Here is a 14,458-nt window from a genome sequence, read left to right as displayed (position 1 = left end):
CCTTTCCTGCATCGATGTCACGATCCGACTCAGCGTCGGTCGTCAGATCATCATCACCTTGCCCGTGGGCAGGTCGTAATAGGCGCCGACGACCTTGAGCTTGCCGGCCGCGACCATGTCGCCCAGGATCGGCTTCTCGGTCTGCAGGCGGCGAACGTTGGCCTGAACGTTGGCGATCATCGCGCGCTGCTGGAGATCGGCGCCCGGCGTCTTGAGCACCGGCTCGATGCCGGGCTTCATGGCGCGCACCAGGTCGCCGATGTGGCCGGGCAGGTTGTTTCCCTTCTGCAGGGCATCGACGGTCGCGTTCACGGCGCCGCAGCTCGTGTGGCCCAGCACCATGATCACCTTGGTGCCGAGAACGGCGGCGCCGTATTCGAGGCTGCCCAGCCCATCCGGGGTGACGAAGTTGCCGGCAACGCGCACGACGAAGAGTTCGCCCGGCGCCTGATCGAACGCCAGTTCCGGCGCCACGCGCGAATCTGCGCAGCCGAGAATCGCGGCGAAGGGCGCCTGGCCCTGGGTGCGGGCGACACGGCCGGCGGAAAAATCACGTTCCGACATCTGGCCGGAAGCGTAGCGCGCATTGCCTTCCATCAGGCGGGCCAGCGCCGCATCCGGCGTCTCGACCGAACGGACCGGCTGCGCCAGGGCCGACCTGGCTGCCATGGCACCCATCGCGGCCGTGACCGCAAGACTGCCCATTCCCGAAAGCAGACCGCGACGTGACGAACAGACTCTGCACATAGGCCTTTCCTCCAATGTTGGGCGCTCACCATACGTTCCATGTCTCGAGGAGCAACCGGCGTCGATGCATAGCTGAGCGGAATCAACGATCACGAATTGCATTGGCACCCGTCGGACACGCGGGCGCTTGAGAAATGCTCCGACACTGCCATGCTTGCGGGCCTGGAGGCTCATGTCGCCCAACGTGCTCGACCGCTTTCGTCTGACGAACCGCACCGCCCTCGTGACCGGCGCGCGCCGCGAGATCGGCCGCGCGATCGCGCTCGCCCTCAGCGGCGCCGGCGCTCGACTCGCGATCCATCATGCCGGCAGCGAGGAAGAGGAGGCCGATGCTGCCTCGGTCGTTCGCGAGATCGAGCAGGCGGGTGGCACCGCCCGTGCGTTCGGCCAGGACTTCTCGCTCGCGGAGGCGGGGCATAGGCTCGCGGACTCGGTCTCGACCTGGTCGCCCGTCGACATCCTGGTGCTGAACGCCTCGATCGAGATTCCGGAATCCTACGGGTCGATTTCGAGCGAGCGGTTCGACCGGCAGATCGCCGTCAACCTGCGCAGCCCGCTCGAGCTGCTGCAGGAACTCGTACCGCCGATGGGCCGGCGCGGCTGGGGACGTGTCGTCACCATCGGCAGCGTGCAGCAGGTGAGGCCGCATCCGCAGATGATGGTCTATGCCGGCACCAAGGCCGCCCAGTTGAACTGGGTCTGGAATCTCGCCCGGCAGTTCGGCGGGCAGGGCGTCACGGTGAACAACCTGGCGCCCGGCGCCATCCTGACGGCACGCAATCGCGAGCAGATGGCGGTCGAGGGCGAGGCGCTGGTGCAGCGCATCCCGGCCGGCCGCCTCGGCCAGCCCGACGACCTCGCCGGCGCGGCGTTGCTCCTGTGTTCGGACGCCGGCGCCTACATCAACGGTGTCAATCTTTACGTCGATGGGGGCCGCGCGATCGCCTAGGATCGCCCTGCACGTCACCAGGGTTCACATGGCCGCCGCTCCGCAAACACCCCTTTCCGCCGACGAAACCGACGCACTCAGGACAATCGCCGGAACGATGATTCCCGAAGAGGCCGCCCTCGGCATGCCGGGCGCCGACGATCCGATCATCCTCGACGACATCGTTCGATCGATGGGGCGCGATCTCCCGCTGGTGCGCGAGGCTCTGGCCGCGATCACGGTCAAAGCCGGCGAAGGCTTCGCCGGTCTGGAGCGCAGTGCCCGGGAGGCTCTCACCAACGACTGGTATGCCGTCGGCGGGGCATCCGCGGCCGCGCTCGGACGGGTGATCCTCGGCGCCTACTATCGCGACGATCGGGTTCTGGTGGCCCTCGGGCACGAAGCCCGCGCGCCCTTCCCGCAGGGTTACGTGCTCGAGCAGGGCGACTGGTCGCTGCTCGACGCGGTCCGCAACCGGCCGCCCTTCTGGCGCGACGATCGTATCGTTCCTGACGGAGAGCGCTGACATGGCCGCCAACGAGAAGGTCGATGTCCTGATCATCGGATCCGGCGCATCGGGTGCGGCGGTGGCCTGGAGTCTCGCCGAAACGAAGATGCGCATCCTGTGCCTGGAGCAGGGCGACTGGATGAAGTCGACCGACTTCCCGAGCAACGGCCGCGACTGGGAAGCGCGGCGCTACACGGATTTCGACATCAGCCCCAACCGGCGCGGGCGCGACACCGACTATCCGGTCAACGACGACAATTCGCTAATGAAGATCGCCAACTTCAACGGCGTCGGCGGCGGCACGGTGATCTACACGGCACACTGGCCGCGCATGCATCCCTCCGACTTCAAGGTGAAGTCGCTGGATGGCGTGGCCGACGACTGGCCCGTCGACTATTGGGCGCTCGAGAAGTTCTACGAAGAGAACGACCGGATGATGGGCGTGTCGGGGCTCGCCGGAGATCCCGGCGTGCCGCCGCGTCATCCGCCCATGCCGCCGATCGGGCTCGGCCGGACCGGCACCCGCTACGCCCGGGCGATGAACCGGCTGGGCTGGCACTGGTGGCCGTCGGATACCACCATCGCCACGACCGACTATGACGGACGGGCGAAGTGCATCAATCTCGGCCATTGCACGCCGGGCTGCGCGCAGGGCGCCAAGGCCAGTACCGACATCACCTATTGGCCGCTGGCCTTGCGCGCCGGAGTCGAGCTGCGCACGCGTTGCCGGGTCCGCGAGATCACCACCGACGAACGCGGCATGGCCGCCGGCGCGATCTACTACGATGCCGATGGCGTGGAGCATTTCCAGGCGGCCGAGGTCGTCATCCTGGCCTGCAACGGGGTCGGCACGCCGCGCCTGCTGCTGAACTCGGCCTCGGCGAAGTTCCCGAACGGCCTCGCCAATTCCTCAGGGCTCGTTGGCCGGAATCTGATGCTGCATCCCTGGCCGATCGTGAGCGGCTATGTCGAGGAGACGTTGGATGGCGGGCGCGGCCCCATCAACTGCATCTGGAGCAAGCAGTTCTACGAGACCGATCCGTCGCGCGACTTCGTGCGCGGCTACACGCTGCAGTTCGGCCGCGGCACCGGCCCGGCCACGCAGGCCGTGATGGGCGCCGCCTCCGGCCTGCTGCCCTGGGGCCGCGATCATCATCGCCGCTATCGCAGCATGCTCGATCACCGGCTGAGCATCGGCGTCGCCTGCGAGGATCTGCCCGAAGAGCATAACCGCGTCACGCTCGATCCGGTGCTGAAGGACAGCCACGGCATTCCGGCGCCGAAGATCGATTATGCGATCAGCGAGAACACGCGCCGCATGATGGAGCACGGCATCGCCCGCGCCGAGGAGATCCTCACCGAGGCCGGCGCCACCGACCTCTACGCCTCGCGCACGGCGCTCAACTATCCGGGCCACCTGCTCGGCACGGCGCGCATGGGCACCGATCCCGAGCGCTCGGTGGTGAACGAGTGGGGCCGCACGCACGATGTGAAGAACCTGTTCATCGTCGACGGCAGCATCTGGGTGACCTCGGGCGGCGTGAACCCGACCTCCACCATCCAGGCGCTGGCCCTCTACGTCGCCGACCAGATGAAGCAGCGCCTGTCGACGCTGTTCGACTGACTGAGGCTACACCGTCAGAAATCAAGAGGTGCGTTGTCGATGACCTCTTTCATGACGAAGAACGTTCTCGTCTGACGGACGCCGGGCAGGGCGATCAACTTCTCGCCATGCATACGGTTGAAGCCCTCGATATCCTTCACCCGGATCTTCAGGAAATAGTCGAAGTCCCCGGCCACCAGATGGCAGTCGAGGACGAACTTCAACTTGGCGATGGCCTTTTCGAAATCGCCGAAGCTTTGAGGAGTCGAGCGGTCGAGCACGACGCCGACGATGACCAGGGCTCCCCTCTCGACCTTCCGGGGCGCCACCGTCGCCCGGACGCCGCCGATATAGCCTTTCTCGAAAAGGCGCTGCGTCCGGCGATGGCACGTGGCGGGGCTGACGGCGGCCAGCTTCGCCAGCTCGGCATTGGAAAGCCGGCCGTTACCCTGAAGAAGCCGCAACATCCGGAGATCGATTCGGTCTAGCTGTTCTGACATGGAAGGATCTTCCGCAAATGGTCGATGACTCGGAAATATCGATCTGAATATTTATCAGTGATCTGCGGATCGGCCAAATGCAGCCCGGTATTCGAGAGCACCTTCTGAGCCGGTTTCGCTACGATCCGACCGGATTGAAGCGTTTCAGCGGAAGGAACTTCCATGCTGTCCAAGTTCGAGCGGTACCCCCTCACATTCGGGCCGACCCATATCGAGAAACTCGAACGGTTGTCGGAGCATCTCGGCGGCAAGGTCGAGCTCTATGCCAAGCGGGAGGATTGCAACTCCGGCCTCGCCTTCGGCGGCAACAAGCTGCGCAAGCTCGAATACATCATCCCCGACGCGATCGCCTCGAATGCAGACACGCTGGTTTCGATCGGGGGCGTGCAATCCAACCACACCCGTATGATTGCCGCGGTCGCTGCAAAGATCGGATTCAAGTGCCGGCTGGTTCAGGAGAGCTGGGTGCCACATGAGGATGCGGTCTACGATCGCGTCGGCAACATCATGCTCAGCCGTATCATGGGCGCCGACGTCCAGATGGTCGATGAAGGTTTCGATATCGGTATCCGACGGAGCTGGGAAGAGGCGATCGAGGACGTCAAGGCCAAGGGCGGCAAACCCTATGCGATCCCCGCCGGGGCGTCGGTCCACAAATATGGCGGCCTGGGCTATGTCGGCTTTGCCGAAGAGGTCCGGGAGCAGGAGAAGGAACTCGGCTTCGCCTTCGACTATATCGTGGTCTGCACCGTTACCGGTTCGACGCATGCGGGCATGTTGGTCGGCTTCGCCAAGGACGGACGCGAGCGCAAGGTCATCGGCATCGATGCGTCCTTTACGCCGGCGCAGACCAAGGCGCAGGTCCTCGAGATCGCGCGCAACACCGCCCGGCTGGTCGAGCTGGGCAGGGACATCGTCGAGGACGACGTCGTGCTCGTCGAGGATTACGCCTATCCGGTCTATGGCGTGCCGTCCGAAGAAACCAAGGAGGCCATTCGCCTCTGCGCCCGCCTCGAAGGGATGATCACGGATCCCGTCTACGAGGGTAAATCGATGCAGGGCATGATCGATCTCGTCCAGAAAGGCTATTTCCCCGAGGGCTCGAAGGTTCTCTATGCCCACCTGGGCGGTGCCCCGGCTCTCAACGGCTACGGCTACGCGTTCAGAAATGGATAGCATCCCGTGGGCGCCCTGATCCTCTGCACCTTCCCGGCGGACAGGGTCGATTTCCGGACGTGGATCCTCGACCGCGTCGTCGTGCTGGCCACCCGCAACGAAGCCGGCATCAAGTTCGTAGGAACGGAGCCGGGCGAGGGCACTGGATCGGCCCGGAGCACCGTCGGCGTTCAGGTTGCGAGTGTGACGCGCGCCAGGTCGATCGTCTCCGAATGGCGATCGGAAGAGAGTTTCATCCGTTCGGCCGACGTCAGACTGCTGCTGATGGAGGTGGTTGGTGGGAGCGAACATGCCGGCGCCCTGTTCCCCTGAAGAGTCCAGCGAGCGAGCCGCCCGGAGCCGGCTGTCGGCGGACATCGATCTCCATGCCGAGGGCAAGGCAGCGGGATTCGTGCGCGTGCCTCACTCGGTGCACCGGTCGGCGTACGGCTGGATCCCGGTGCCGATCGTGCGCATCCGCAACGGCGAAGGTCCGACCGTCCTGCTGGTGGCGGGCAATCACGGCGACGAGTGGGAAGGGCAGATCGGGCTGGGCAACCTGATCCGCAACATCGAACCTGACGATATCCGGGGGCGCCTGCTCATCCTGCCCTCCGCCAATTTCCCGGCCGCACTGGAGGGCCGACGCACGTCTCCGATCGACCAGGGAAATCTCAATCGCGCTTTCCCCGGGGACGCCAACGGCACCATCACGCAACAGATCGCCTATTGGATCGAACATGCGCTGCTGCCAGGCTGTGACTATGCCTTCGACTTCCATTCGGGCGGCAGTTCTCTGATCTACATTCCAAGTGCGCTGGTCGCGCACCATCCGGAGCCCGCAATACTGGAGAAGACCATCGGTCTGGCTAAGGCCTTCGGTGCGCCGGTCACCTTCATCTCGAGGGCCCCTGGTGGCGAGCGTGCGTTGACCTCTGCCGCGTCCCGGCAGGGCGTCGTTGCGTTGACGACCGAACTGGGCGGCGGCGGCTTCGTTACGCCGGCGTCTCTCTCCATTGCCGAGCAGGGCATGCGCCGCGTGCTGGCACATGTCGGACTGCTGCAGGGGCCCGTACCTCCGCCTGCCTCCACGCGGCTGACGGAAACCGTGGGCGACGACTACTACGTCTATGCCTCCGAAGGCGGCCTGTTCGAGCCGTTGGTCGAGCTGGGCCAGGAAGTGAACGCGCGTCAGCCAGCAGGTCGAATCCATTTCCACCACACGCCCTGGCGCGAACCGGCAGTCGTCGCTTTCCAGCGGCCGGGGCTCGTGATCTGCAAGCGCGTGCCGGCGCACTGCGAGCGCGGCGACTGTCTGTTCCAGTTGGCGACGACCACAAGCGCTTACTAGTCGAAGGTCAAAAGCCCGCCACGGGGAGGGTGGCCGGGCCCGGGCGCCGGGCCGCGGTGAGATGCCTGGCCTCTGCCTCGCGTCCGGTGGCCAGGTACGCCCGGAGCAGCGTCGCTTCCACCAGGTCGCCCTGCGCGCGGCTGCCGCCGATCCGTTCGCGCTCGGGCAGCATCGGCTCGATCAGGCGGATCGCCGTTGCGTAATCACCGCGCTGGTAGGCGGCGAAGGCACGGGCCACGGCGGGGATCACGGATCCGGAAGGATAGCGGCCGGCGTTGGCCAGATCCTCGATCGCCTGGACCCAGTCCTCGAGCGCGGCATCGTCGCCGGTGGCGGCAAGGGTGAGTCCGACATGCCAGTCGGCGAGCGACATGCCGGGGCGCGGCAGCTTCTCGCGCGCATAGTCCTTGAGCTTGGCCCAGCGGGCGGGATCGCGTGGATGGCCGGCCAGTTCGGAGCGCCAGAGGAAGGACGCCGAATCGGAGAGCTTCTGGTGGACGGCGCCGCGATGGTCGTCGGCGCAGAAGGCGTCGCCATAGAGGCGGAGCCCGCCTTCGAGGTTGCCGGCGTGCAGTTCGAACAGGCCGAGATGCCAGTTGAGATGGCCGAACAGCCCTCCGCCGCGATCGTAGATCGGCAGCCACTCGCGCAGGAAGGCGATGCCGGCATCGCGCTCGCCGGTCTCGTAGCAGAGATGGGCGAAGGCATGCGCCCCGTAGCCATTGCGCCGGTATTGAGCCAGCGAGCGCTCGATCATCGGGCGCGCCTCGTCGTGCCGGCCGATCTCCGACAGCGCCATCCCGCGATGCCCCTCGAACCACCAATCCTCGCCATAGTGCGGGGCGAGCCCGTCGAGGAAGTCGGCGAGGTCCTGCTCGCGGCCCGAGAGGCCGGACATGCCGATCAATCCGCCCTGGTTGGCGGCGAGGCTGAGCACCAGCGCGTCGCGCGGCCAGGTCTGCACATGGGCCCGCAGCGCCGCCAGTGCGGCGACCGGCTGGCCGGCGAACAGCGACCGAAAGACCTCGATCTGGCTGCGCTCTCGGGTCGAGACTCCCTCGGCGAGCGACGAGGCCGTGGCGAGGTCCGCGCGCATCGTCTCCATCTTGCCGGCAAGCTGGGAGGCCCGCGCCCGGCCGATATAGGCCAGCGCCAAGGCGGGATCGGCGGCGATGGCTCTATCGAAGGCGGCAGCCGCACCGGGGAAGACCGTCAGCAGCAGGTCGACACCTTCGACATAGGCATCGCGCGCGATGACGTTCGCGGTGGAGAGGGGAAGGCCGTAGCGGTCTGTCAGCATGTCGTCACCAGAACCCGTCATTGTCCGCCGTTACCGTGCGTCGGCCGAGAAACGCTTTCAAGCTTCCGGAAGAGCGGAAGTCATCGCATTGTGAGATTGGTATCGGGCAATCGCCCGGTTGCTTAAGGACGCATGCAATGGACTTCCTGCCCAATCTGGTCGGTCTCGCCACGATGCACCTTCTGATGGCAATGCTGCCGGGCCCGAACACGGTCGTGGTCGGGTGGTACTCGGCGACGCGCTCCCGCAGCGATGGTCTCAAGGCCGTCGCAGGCGTGGTCGTGGCCTCGCTGCTCTGGGTCGTGCTGGCCATCGGCGGCGTCGGGGCGCTGCTCCTCGAGGCGGGATGGCTCTATCGGGCGCTGCGCTTTGTCGGCGCAGCCTACCTGATCTATGTCGGCGTGCGACTGTTGCGGGCGGGGCTCGGCCCGAAGGGGAACGGACAGGGAGCGCCGCCGCAGCTGGCGGGGCGCAACCCCTTCATGGCCGGCGTCATGACCACGCTGAGCAACCCGAAGTCGGCGGTGTTCTGGACCAGCGCCTTCCTCGTGGCACTGCCGCCGCACGCACCGGGCTGGGTTTATCCCACGATCGTGGCAATCGTCGGCGTCCAGTCCGCGATCTGGTACGGCACGCTGGCGCTGTTCTTCTCGACCGGGGCCGCCCGGAAGCTCTACCAGCGCCTTGCGCGTTACCTCGACCTGCTCGCCGGCGGTGTCATGATCGCCCTGGGGCTCAAGCTCGCGGACGAGCTGCGACGCGAGATTCTCGTCAAGGCGGCGTCCTGACGTCCGAGGCGCCGTGCCGGCGCGTGAATGAGCGATGCGGCGTCATCCGCCTGTGCGGGTCGTTTGCCGCCTAGCCTGGTCGCCGGGTGGCCAGTGATCGGCATTCTGCCGCTTATTGCGCCAAAAGATGGACGTGCGGCCTCCCTCTGTTGCCCGTGTTTCGGCACCTCGGTGATGTTCGTCGCGATGGGGGCGCCCACTGCCTGATGGCCCGGTCTCGGGATTCCGCCACCGGTTGAGCCGCATGGCTAATTCACGGGCGGCAACCAATGTCGTCCCGGAATCGAATCGAGAAGACTCTTTGTGTAAGGATGCCGGGGCGACGCGAAGACTTCGGCGGTGCGTCCTTGCTCGACGATGACGCCACGCTGCATAACAGCGACCCGTCCGCAGACTTGCGCGGCGACCCGCAGGTCGTGCGTGATGAACAGCATCGTGAGGCCCAATCGCTGCCGGAGGTCCTCGAGCAGCGCCAGGATCTGCGCCTGAACGGAAACGTCCAGGGCAGAAACGGGCTCATCGGCGATCAGCAGTTCCGGTTCCATGGCCAGTGCGCGGGCGATGCCGATGCGCTGGCGCTGGCCGCCGCTGAACTCGTGCGGAAACCGGTCGGCGGCACTGGGATCGAGTTGCACCAGCGCCAGCAGGTCGCCAGCCTGGCGCAATGCCGCAGCCCTGGTCACACCGTGCGCCATGGGGCCTTCGGCGATGATCTCGCCTACGCGCCGGCGAGGGTTGAGGGAGGCGTGGGGATCCTGGAACACCATCTGGATGCGCTTGCGATAGGGCTTCCAGCTATGGCGCATCAGGCGCCGAAGGTCGGTGTCATGGAAGCGGATGGCGCCCTCCTCGGGTTTCACGAGGTTGACGATGCAACGCGCCAACGTGGACTTGCCCGAACCGCTTTCGCCAACCAATCCCAGCGTCTCGCCCTTGCGAAGCGCGATATCGGCATCCTGCACCGCCGACACCTTCACCTTGGGCGAAAGGAGGCCGCCGCTGCGCCAGTAGCTCTTGCGCACGCCGATCAACTCGAGCACGGGCCGTCCTGTCGGCGCCTCTTCGATGGCGCGGGCACGGTGCGGTACGGCGGCGATCAGCGCCTTCGTATAGGAATGCCGCGGTTCGTTCAGAACCTGTGTCGCGTGTCCGCTCTCGACGATACGGCCCTGCTGCATCACCGCGACGCGGTCGGCGATCTCGGCGACCACGCCGAAATCGTGCGTGATGAACAAGACGCCCATACCCCGGCGGGACTGGATTTCCTTGATCAATCCCAGGATCTGCATCTGCGTCGTGACATCGAGCGCCGTCGTCGGCTCGTCGGCAATCAGGACGGCCGGCTCGAGGGCGAGGGCCATGGCGATCATCACGCGCTGGCGCTGGCCGCCCGAGAGAAGATGCGGATAGGAGCGGGCGATACGGTCGGGATCGGGCAGATGCACCGCCTCGATCAAGTCCTGCACACGCTTGGCCGAACCCGCGACGCCGTGCATCTTCAGCACCTCGGCGATCTGGTCGCCGACCCGCATCAGCGGATTGAGCGCGGTCATCGGCTCCTGGAAGATCATGCCGATGCGACTGCCGCGCAGCAGGCGCATCTCCGCCGACTTCAGTCCGAGGATGGACCGGCCCTCGAAGTCGATGTCGCCGCCCAGGACTTTCAGGGCCGGCGGGAGCAGACCCATGATCGCGCCCGCCGAGACCGATTTGCCGGATCCGCTCTCGCCCACGATGCAGAGGATCTCGCCGGCATCGAGCGTGAACGAGACATTCTCGATGGCGTGCGGACGGTCTGCTCCCGGCGGCAGGGCAACCGTGAGGTTGCGGACGTCGAGCACGCTCATCGCCCGGCTCTCACCGACGCCGCGCCAGGCGGGGATTGAGTGCGTCGCTCAACCCTTCGCCCACGAGGTTGAGCGCCAGTACGGTCAGGAAGATCGCGACGCCGGGAAACACGCTCATCCACCAGGCGATGCGGATCACGCTTCGGCCTGCGCCGATCATGAAGCCCCAGGAGATCATGTTGGGGTCGCCCAGGCCCAGGAACGAGAGGCCGCTCTCCAGCAGGATGGCGCTCGCCACCATGAGGCTCGCGAGGACGATGATCGGCGACAGGGCATTGGGCAGAATTTCGCGGAACACGATCGCGGTGCGCGAGCGGCCCAGCACTTCGGCGGCCTGCACGAACTCGCGGCTGCGCAGCGACAGGAACTCGGCGCGAATGACCCGGGCGACCGGCGGCCACGACACGATCGCGATCGCCGCGACGATCGAGCTGAGGCTCGGCGAAAAGATCGCCACCAGCACGACCGCCAGCAGGAAGCTCGGCACCGTCTGGAAGAATTCCGTGAAACGCATGATGGCGTCATCGACCACGCCGCCGGCGTAGCCTGCGACGGCGCCCAGGGTGATGCCGACCAGCACCGCCACCGCGGTCGACACCGCGCCGATCAGCAGCGATACCCGGGCACCGTAGGCGATGCCGGCGGCGACGTCGCGTCCCAGGCTGTCGGAACCCAGCAGAAGATCCATTTCGCCGGGCCGCATGAAGGGCCCGCCCCGCATGTCCCAGGGAGAGAAGGGAAACAGCAGATCGGCCGTCGCGGCGGCCAGGCCCACGAGGGCGAGGACGACCAGACCGACCGCCGCACCGCGATTGCGCAGGAAAGTGCCAGCAAACTCGCCCAGCAATTGCTTCACATGACCTCCACGCGCGGATCGATCAGGGCATAGAGGAGGTCGGTCAGCAGGTTGAAGAGCAGCACCAACACCGAGGTGACCAGGAACACGCCGAGCAGGATCTGGTAGTCGCGCGCGAGCAGGGCATCGAAAGCGAGACGGCCGATCCCCGGCCATGCGAATACGGTCTCGACCAGAATCGAGCCGCCGATGAGCTGGCCGAGCTGCATCCCGGCCACGGTTATCACCGGCAGCAGGGCGTTGCGGAGAACGTGGCGGCGCTGCACGGCACCTTCCGGAACGCCCTTGGCGCGCGCCGTCCGCACGAAATCCTGTGATGCGACTTCGAGCATCGCCGCCCGTCTCAGCCGGGCATAGACCGCCATGTAGAAGAGGCCGAGTGTCAGAGCCGGCAGGAGCAGATAGCGCGCGGTATCCAGGACGGCGGCGAAGCCCGTCAGGTTGGCGCCCACGGTGTTCATCCCGAAGCTTGGCAGCCAGTCCAGCCAGACACTGAAGACGAGCACCAGCATCAGCCCGACCCAGAAGAGCGGTGTGGCGTAGAGGCCGAGCGCCAGGACGGTGATCAGACTGTCCGACGTTCGCCCGACGCGCCGGGCGGCGAGCGCACCCAGGGTCACGCCAAGCAGGATCGCCAGGACGAAGGCCGTTCCGGTCAGCAGCAGCGTCGCCGACAGACGTTCCGCGATCAGCCCGGCCACGGGGCGTTGCTGGCGATAGGACATGCCGAGATCGCCGTGCGCCACGTGGCTCACATAGAGCCAGAGCTGCGTCGACAGCGGTTGGTCGAGTCCGAACTGGGTGCGCAGCTGAGCCAGGAACTGCGGATCCGCCGCGCCGGCCTCACCGGCCATCACACTGGCGGGATCGCCCGGCGCCGCGTGGACCAGCAGGAAGTTGGCGGTGACGATGGCGAACACCATCACCACCATCTTGATCATGCGCTGGACGAGGAAGCGGGCGAGGTGCACGCCACCCATGTCTGCCGCCTACGACAGGAAGACGTTGTCGAACGAGGAATTCGGCCCTGTCGCGGTCTTGATCACATTGTGCAGTTTCTTGTCATGGATGGTCGGCCACGCCAGTTCGAGGAACCAGATCTGCGGGACTTCCTCGCACAGGATCTTCTGCACCGCGGTGAAGGCTTCCTGACGCACTTTCGGATCGTCGGCATCGCGCGCCGTCGTGAACAGCTCGTCGACCTTCGGATTGGCATAGCCTCCGGTATTGGTGAAGGTGACCTTCTTGATGTTGGTCGAGACGTAGCTGCGTTCGACGCCCAGGGTCGGATCGCCGAACTGCGACAGGAAATTGACGCTGGTCTCGTAGTCCCAGTCGCCGATGCGGCGCGCCCAGGCGCCGGCATCGACGGTTTCGAGGACGACTTCGATGCCTATCTGGCGCAGCGAGGTCCGGAAATACTCCGAGAAACGCGTCCAGACTTCGCCGTAGGGCAGCGGCATGTGCTTGATCGTGAAGCGGATTCCCTTGGCATCGGGCTTCAGCCCGGCCGCGTCGAGCAGCGCCATCGCCGCCTTCGGGTTGTGACCCGGAAGCTTCGCCACCGCAGGGTCGTAGAACTTCGTCGTCGAGCAGATCGGTCCCGTCGCCTGCTTGCCGATGCCGAACCACAGCCGGTCACGGATGAAGTTGCGATCGATCGCCATGTTGATCGCCTGGCGCACGCGCACGTCGCCCAGCGGTTTGACGCGATGGTTGATCTCGATCCAGGCAAGCTGCGAGGAATATTCCCAGCCGATGAGCTCGACCTCGAGATTGGGCATCGCCTTGAAGCGCGGTACGTCGAACGGCTCGATATCGTTGGCCTGGGTGAGCTGGACCTGGCCGGTCTGAAGCGCCAGCGCGCGGCTCTGGCTGTCGGGAATGATGCGGTAGATGATTTCGTCGAGGTACGGCTGGTCCTTCCCCCAGTAGTCGGCGAAGCGCTTCATGCGGATGAAGTTGCCGCGCTGCCATTCGACGAACTGGAACGGCCCCGTGCCGATCGGCTTCTGGTTCGCCGGATTGGTGCGGTAATCGGTACCGTCGTAGATGTGCTTGGGGACGATGGCGCAGGCAGTGGCGTCGAACATCAGCAGGAACGGTTCGAACGGCCTCTTGAGTGCGAGCACCACCGTCAGAGGGTCCGGCGCCGTCGCGCTCTCGATGTTGGCGAAGATCGGCTTTGCGCGCGGTGAGAGTTCGGTGTGGAACTTCATGATCGAGAAGATCACGTCGTCGGCCGTCATTGGATGGCCGTCGTGGAATTTCACATTCTCCTGGAGCTTGAAGGTGTAGGTCTTCTTGTCATCCGAGAGCGTCCAGCTTTTGGCCAGTTGGGGCAGAGGTTCGAGCTTGAACGAATACTGCAGGAGTCCCTGGTACAGCTTGCTCGCGGCGAGCTGGGTAGGGCCCTGGTTATTGACGCCGAGGACGAGCACGGGCGGCTCGGGTGTCAGGATCGTGTTCAGCGTGCCGCCTCTTTTGGGCGTTACGGCGGAAGTCTGCGCGCCGGCCGATCGGGAGATCAGTGCCTGGCTGCTCAGTCCCGCTGCCAAAGTGCCGGCCACCAGACCCTGCCGGGCAAGCGCCCGTCGCGTCAATTTACGCATTTTCGTCTCCTGTTGAGTGCAGTCGCGCCCGACATGCGGCGCGATGAGACTGGTCGAAGTCCTGACGACTTGCAGACAATGCAGCAATTCATGTGCCAGCCATGCCGCGCTCCCGTTGGCGACTCTGCGGCGTGGTTGCCTTGCATGCGGATGCCCGACGCCGCTTCGATGAGTTGCAGAACCGATCGGGACGCAATTGTCAGAGCTTGTGCCGTGTCTCTGGACACACCAGGAATAGAGCGGACGTCACGGGCAGGGGCTTT

The 14,458-nt window shown here is 65.7% G+C and carries 14 protein-coding genes; 7 read left to right on the top strand and 7 right to left on the bottom strand.

Features of this window, described 5'->3' with window-relative positions; all coding sequences use genetic code 11:
- Window positions 1-42: 42 nt before the first annotated feature.
- Window positions 43-747: a carbonic anhydrase gene (locus ACP15H_RS16230; protein WP_425067220.1), complete on the bottom strand. Its 705-nt coding sequence runs from the start codon at window positions 745-747 to the stop codon at window positions 43-45.
- A gap of 172 nt (window positions 748-919) precedes the next feature.
- On the opposite strand from ACP15H_RS16230, the gene ACP15H_RS16225 reads away from it, so the two are divergent.
- The 3 genes from ACP15H_RS16225 (at window position 920) to ACP15H_RS16215 (ending at window position 3,807) form a co-directional block, all read left to right on the top strand.
- Window positions 920-1,696, top strand: coding sequence for an SDR family NAD(P)-dependent oxidoreductase (locus ACP15H_RS16225; protein WP_425067219.1), 777 nt, complete (start codon window positions 920-922; stop codon window positions 1,694-1,696).
- Between the two features lie 97 nt (window positions 1,697-1,793).
- Window positions 1,794-2,201 (top strand): hypothetical protein, encoded by a 408-nt coding sequence (locus ACP15H_RS16220; protein ID WP_425067218.1) that lies wholly within the window; start codon window positions 1,794-1,796, stop codon window positions 2,199-2,201.
- Window position 2,202: 1 nt separating this feature from the next.
- Entirely contained in the window at window positions 2,203-3,807 is a 1,605-nt protein-coding gene (locus ACP15H_RS16215; protein ID WP_425067217.1) for a GMC family oxidoreductase, read from the top strand.
- Window positions 3,808-3,821: 14 nt separating this feature from the next.
- On the opposite strand, the gene ACP15H_RS16210 is transcribed toward ACP15H_RS16215, so the two are convergent.
- The gene (locus ACP15H_RS16210) at window positions 3,822-4,286 is read right to left on the bottom strand and encodes an Lrp/AsnC family transcriptional regulator (protein WP_425067216.1); all 465 of its coding nucleotides are present in this window, start codon (window positions 4,284-4,286) and stop codon (window positions 3,822-3,824) included.
- A 162-nt stretch (window positions 4,287-4,448) separates the two neighbouring features.
- Between ACP15H_RS16210 and ACP15H_RS16205 the strand changes: the two genes are divergently transcribed.
- From ACP15H_RS16205 to ACP15H_RS16195, 3 genes are read left to right on the top strand one after another with little or no spacing between them, the layout of a single operon-like run.
- Window positions 4,449-5,462, top strand: a complete 1,014-nt coding sequence (locus ACP15H_RS16205) for a 1-aminocyclopropane-1-carboxylate deaminase (RefSeq protein WP_425067215.1) — start codon at window positions 4,449-4,451, stop codon at window positions 5,460-5,462.
- Between the two features lie 6 nt (window positions 5,463-5,468).
- The gene (locus ACP15H_RS16200; RefSeq protein WP_425067214.1) at window positions 5,469-5,774 is read left to right on the top strand and encodes a hypothetical protein; all 306 of its coding nucleotides are present in this window, start codon (window positions 5,469-5,471) and stop codon (window positions 5,772-5,774) included.
- On the top strand, window positions 5,752-6,792 hold the full coding sequence (locus ACP15H_RS16195) for a succinylglutamate desuccinylase/aspartoacylase family protein (RefSeq protein WP_425067213.1): 1,041 nt from the start codon (window positions 5,752-5,754) through the stop codon (window positions 6,790-6,792). Before ACP15H_RS16200 ends, ACP15H_RS16195 begins: the two co-directional genes overlap by 23 nt.
- A gap of 7 nt (window positions 6,793-6,799) precedes the next feature.
- Here the strand turns inward: ACP15H_RS16195 and ACP15H_RS16190 are convergent, their stop codons facing one another.
- Entirely contained in the window at window positions 6,800-8,113 is a 1,314-nt protein-coding gene (locus tag ACP15H_RS16190; RefSeq protein WP_425067212.1) for a tetratricopeptide repeat protein, read from the bottom strand.
- Between the two features lie 116 nt (window positions 8,114-8,229).
- Here ACP15H_RS16190 and ACP15H_RS16185 point away from each other — a divergent pair, with 116 nt between their 5' ends.
- Window positions 8,230-8,880, top strand: coding sequence for a LysE family translocator (locus ACP15H_RS16185; protein ID WP_425067211.1), 651 nt, complete (start codon window positions 8,230-8,232; stop codon window positions 8,878-8,880).
- Between the two features lie 248 nt (window positions 8,881-9,128).
- On the opposite strand, the gene ACP15H_RS16180 is transcribed toward ACP15H_RS16185, so the two are convergent.
- Genes ACP15H_RS16180 through ACP15H_RS16165 form a run of 4 tightly spaced genes read right to left on the bottom strand, consistent with a single transcriptional unit; the run spans window position 9,129 to window position 14,195 of the window.
- Entirely contained in the window at window positions 9,129-10,727 is a 1,599-nt protein-coding gene (locus ACP15H_RS16180; protein ID WP_425067210.1) for an ABC transporter ATP-binding protein, read from the bottom strand.
- Between the two features lie 10 nt (window positions 10,728-10,737).
- Complete coding sequence (locus ACP15H_RS16175) at window positions 10,738-11,571, bottom strand: ABC transporter permease (protein ID WP_425069910.1); 834 nt, start codon at window positions 11,569-11,571, stop codon at window positions 10,738-10,740.
- Between the two features lie 8 nt (window positions 11,572-11,579).
- Complete coding sequence (locus tag ACP15H_RS16170; protein WP_425067209.1) at window positions 11,580-12,563, bottom strand: ABC transporter permease; 984 nt, start codon at window positions 12,561-12,563, stop codon at window positions 11,580-11,582.
- A 9-nt stretch (window positions 12,564-12,572) separates the two neighbouring features.
- Window positions 12,573-14,195, bottom strand: a complete 1,623-nt coding sequence (locus ACP15H_RS16165) for an ABC transporter substrate-binding protein (RefSeq protein WP_425067208.1) — start codon at window positions 14,193-14,195, stop codon at window positions 12,573-12,575.
- Window positions 14,196-14,458 lie beyond the last annotated feature (263 nt).

Origin of the sequence: Reyranella sp., assembly GCF_965249915.1 — a bacterium.
GTDB lineage: Bacteria > Pseudomonadota > Alphaproteobacteria > Reyranellales > Reyranellaceae > Reyranella.
The sequence above is the reverse complement of the archived record's forward strand: the minus strand, read 5'-3'. Positions and strand labels throughout refer to the sequence as shown.

Excerpts from the sequence above, each read along its gene's own strand:
- ACP15H_RS16230 (WP_425067220.1), bottom strand. The coding sequence starts at position 747 with ATGTGCAGAGTCTGTTCGTCACGTCGCGGTCTGCTTTCGGGAATGGGC.
- ACP15H_RS16225 (WP_425067219.1), top strand. The coding sequence starts at position 920 with ATGTCGCCCAACGTGCTCGACCGCTTTCGTCTGACGAACCGCACCGCC.
- ACP15H_RS16220 (WP_425067218.1), top strand. The coding sequence starts at position 1,794 with ATGATTCCCGAAGAGGCCGCCCTCGGCATGCCGGGCGCCGACGATCCG.
- ACP15H_RS16215 (WP_425067217.1), top strand. The coding sequence starts at position 2,203 with ATGGCCGCCAACGAGAAGGTCGATGTCCTGATCATCGGATCCGGCGCA.
- ACP15H_RS16210 (WP_425067216.1), bottom strand. The coding sequence starts at position 4,286 with ATGTCAGAACAGCTAGACCGAATCGATCTCCGGATGTTGCGGCTTCTT.
- ACP15H_RS16205 (WP_425067215.1), top strand. The coding sequence starts at position 4,449 with ATGCTGTCCAAGTTCGAGCGGTACCCCCTCACATTCGGGCCGACCCAT.
- ACP15H_RS16195 (WP_425067213.1), top strand. The coding sequence starts at position 5,752 with ATGCCGGCGCCCTGTTCCCCTGAAGAGTCCAGCGAGCGAGCCGCCCGG.
- ACP15H_RS16190 (WP_425067212.1), bottom strand. The coding sequence starts at position 8,113 with ATGACGGGTTCTGGTGACGACATGCTGACAGACCGCTACGGCCTTCCC.
- ACP15H_RS16185 (WP_425067211.1), top strand. The coding sequence starts at position 8,230 with ATGGACTTCCTGCCCAATCTGGTCGGTCTCGCCACGATGCACCTTCTG.
- ACP15H_RS16180 (WP_425067210.1), bottom strand. The coding sequence starts at position 10,727 with ATGAGCGTGCTCGACGTCCGCAACCTCACGGTTGCCCTGCCGCCGGGA.
- ACP15H_RS16170 (WP_425067209.1), bottom strand. The coding sequence starts at position 12,563 with ATGGGTGGCGTGCACCTCGCCCGCTTCCTCGTCCAGCGCATGATCAAG.
- ACP15H_RS16165 (WP_425067208.1), bottom strand. The coding sequence starts at position 14,195 with ATGCGTAAATTGACGCGACGGGCGCTTGCCCGGCAGGGTCTGGTGGCC.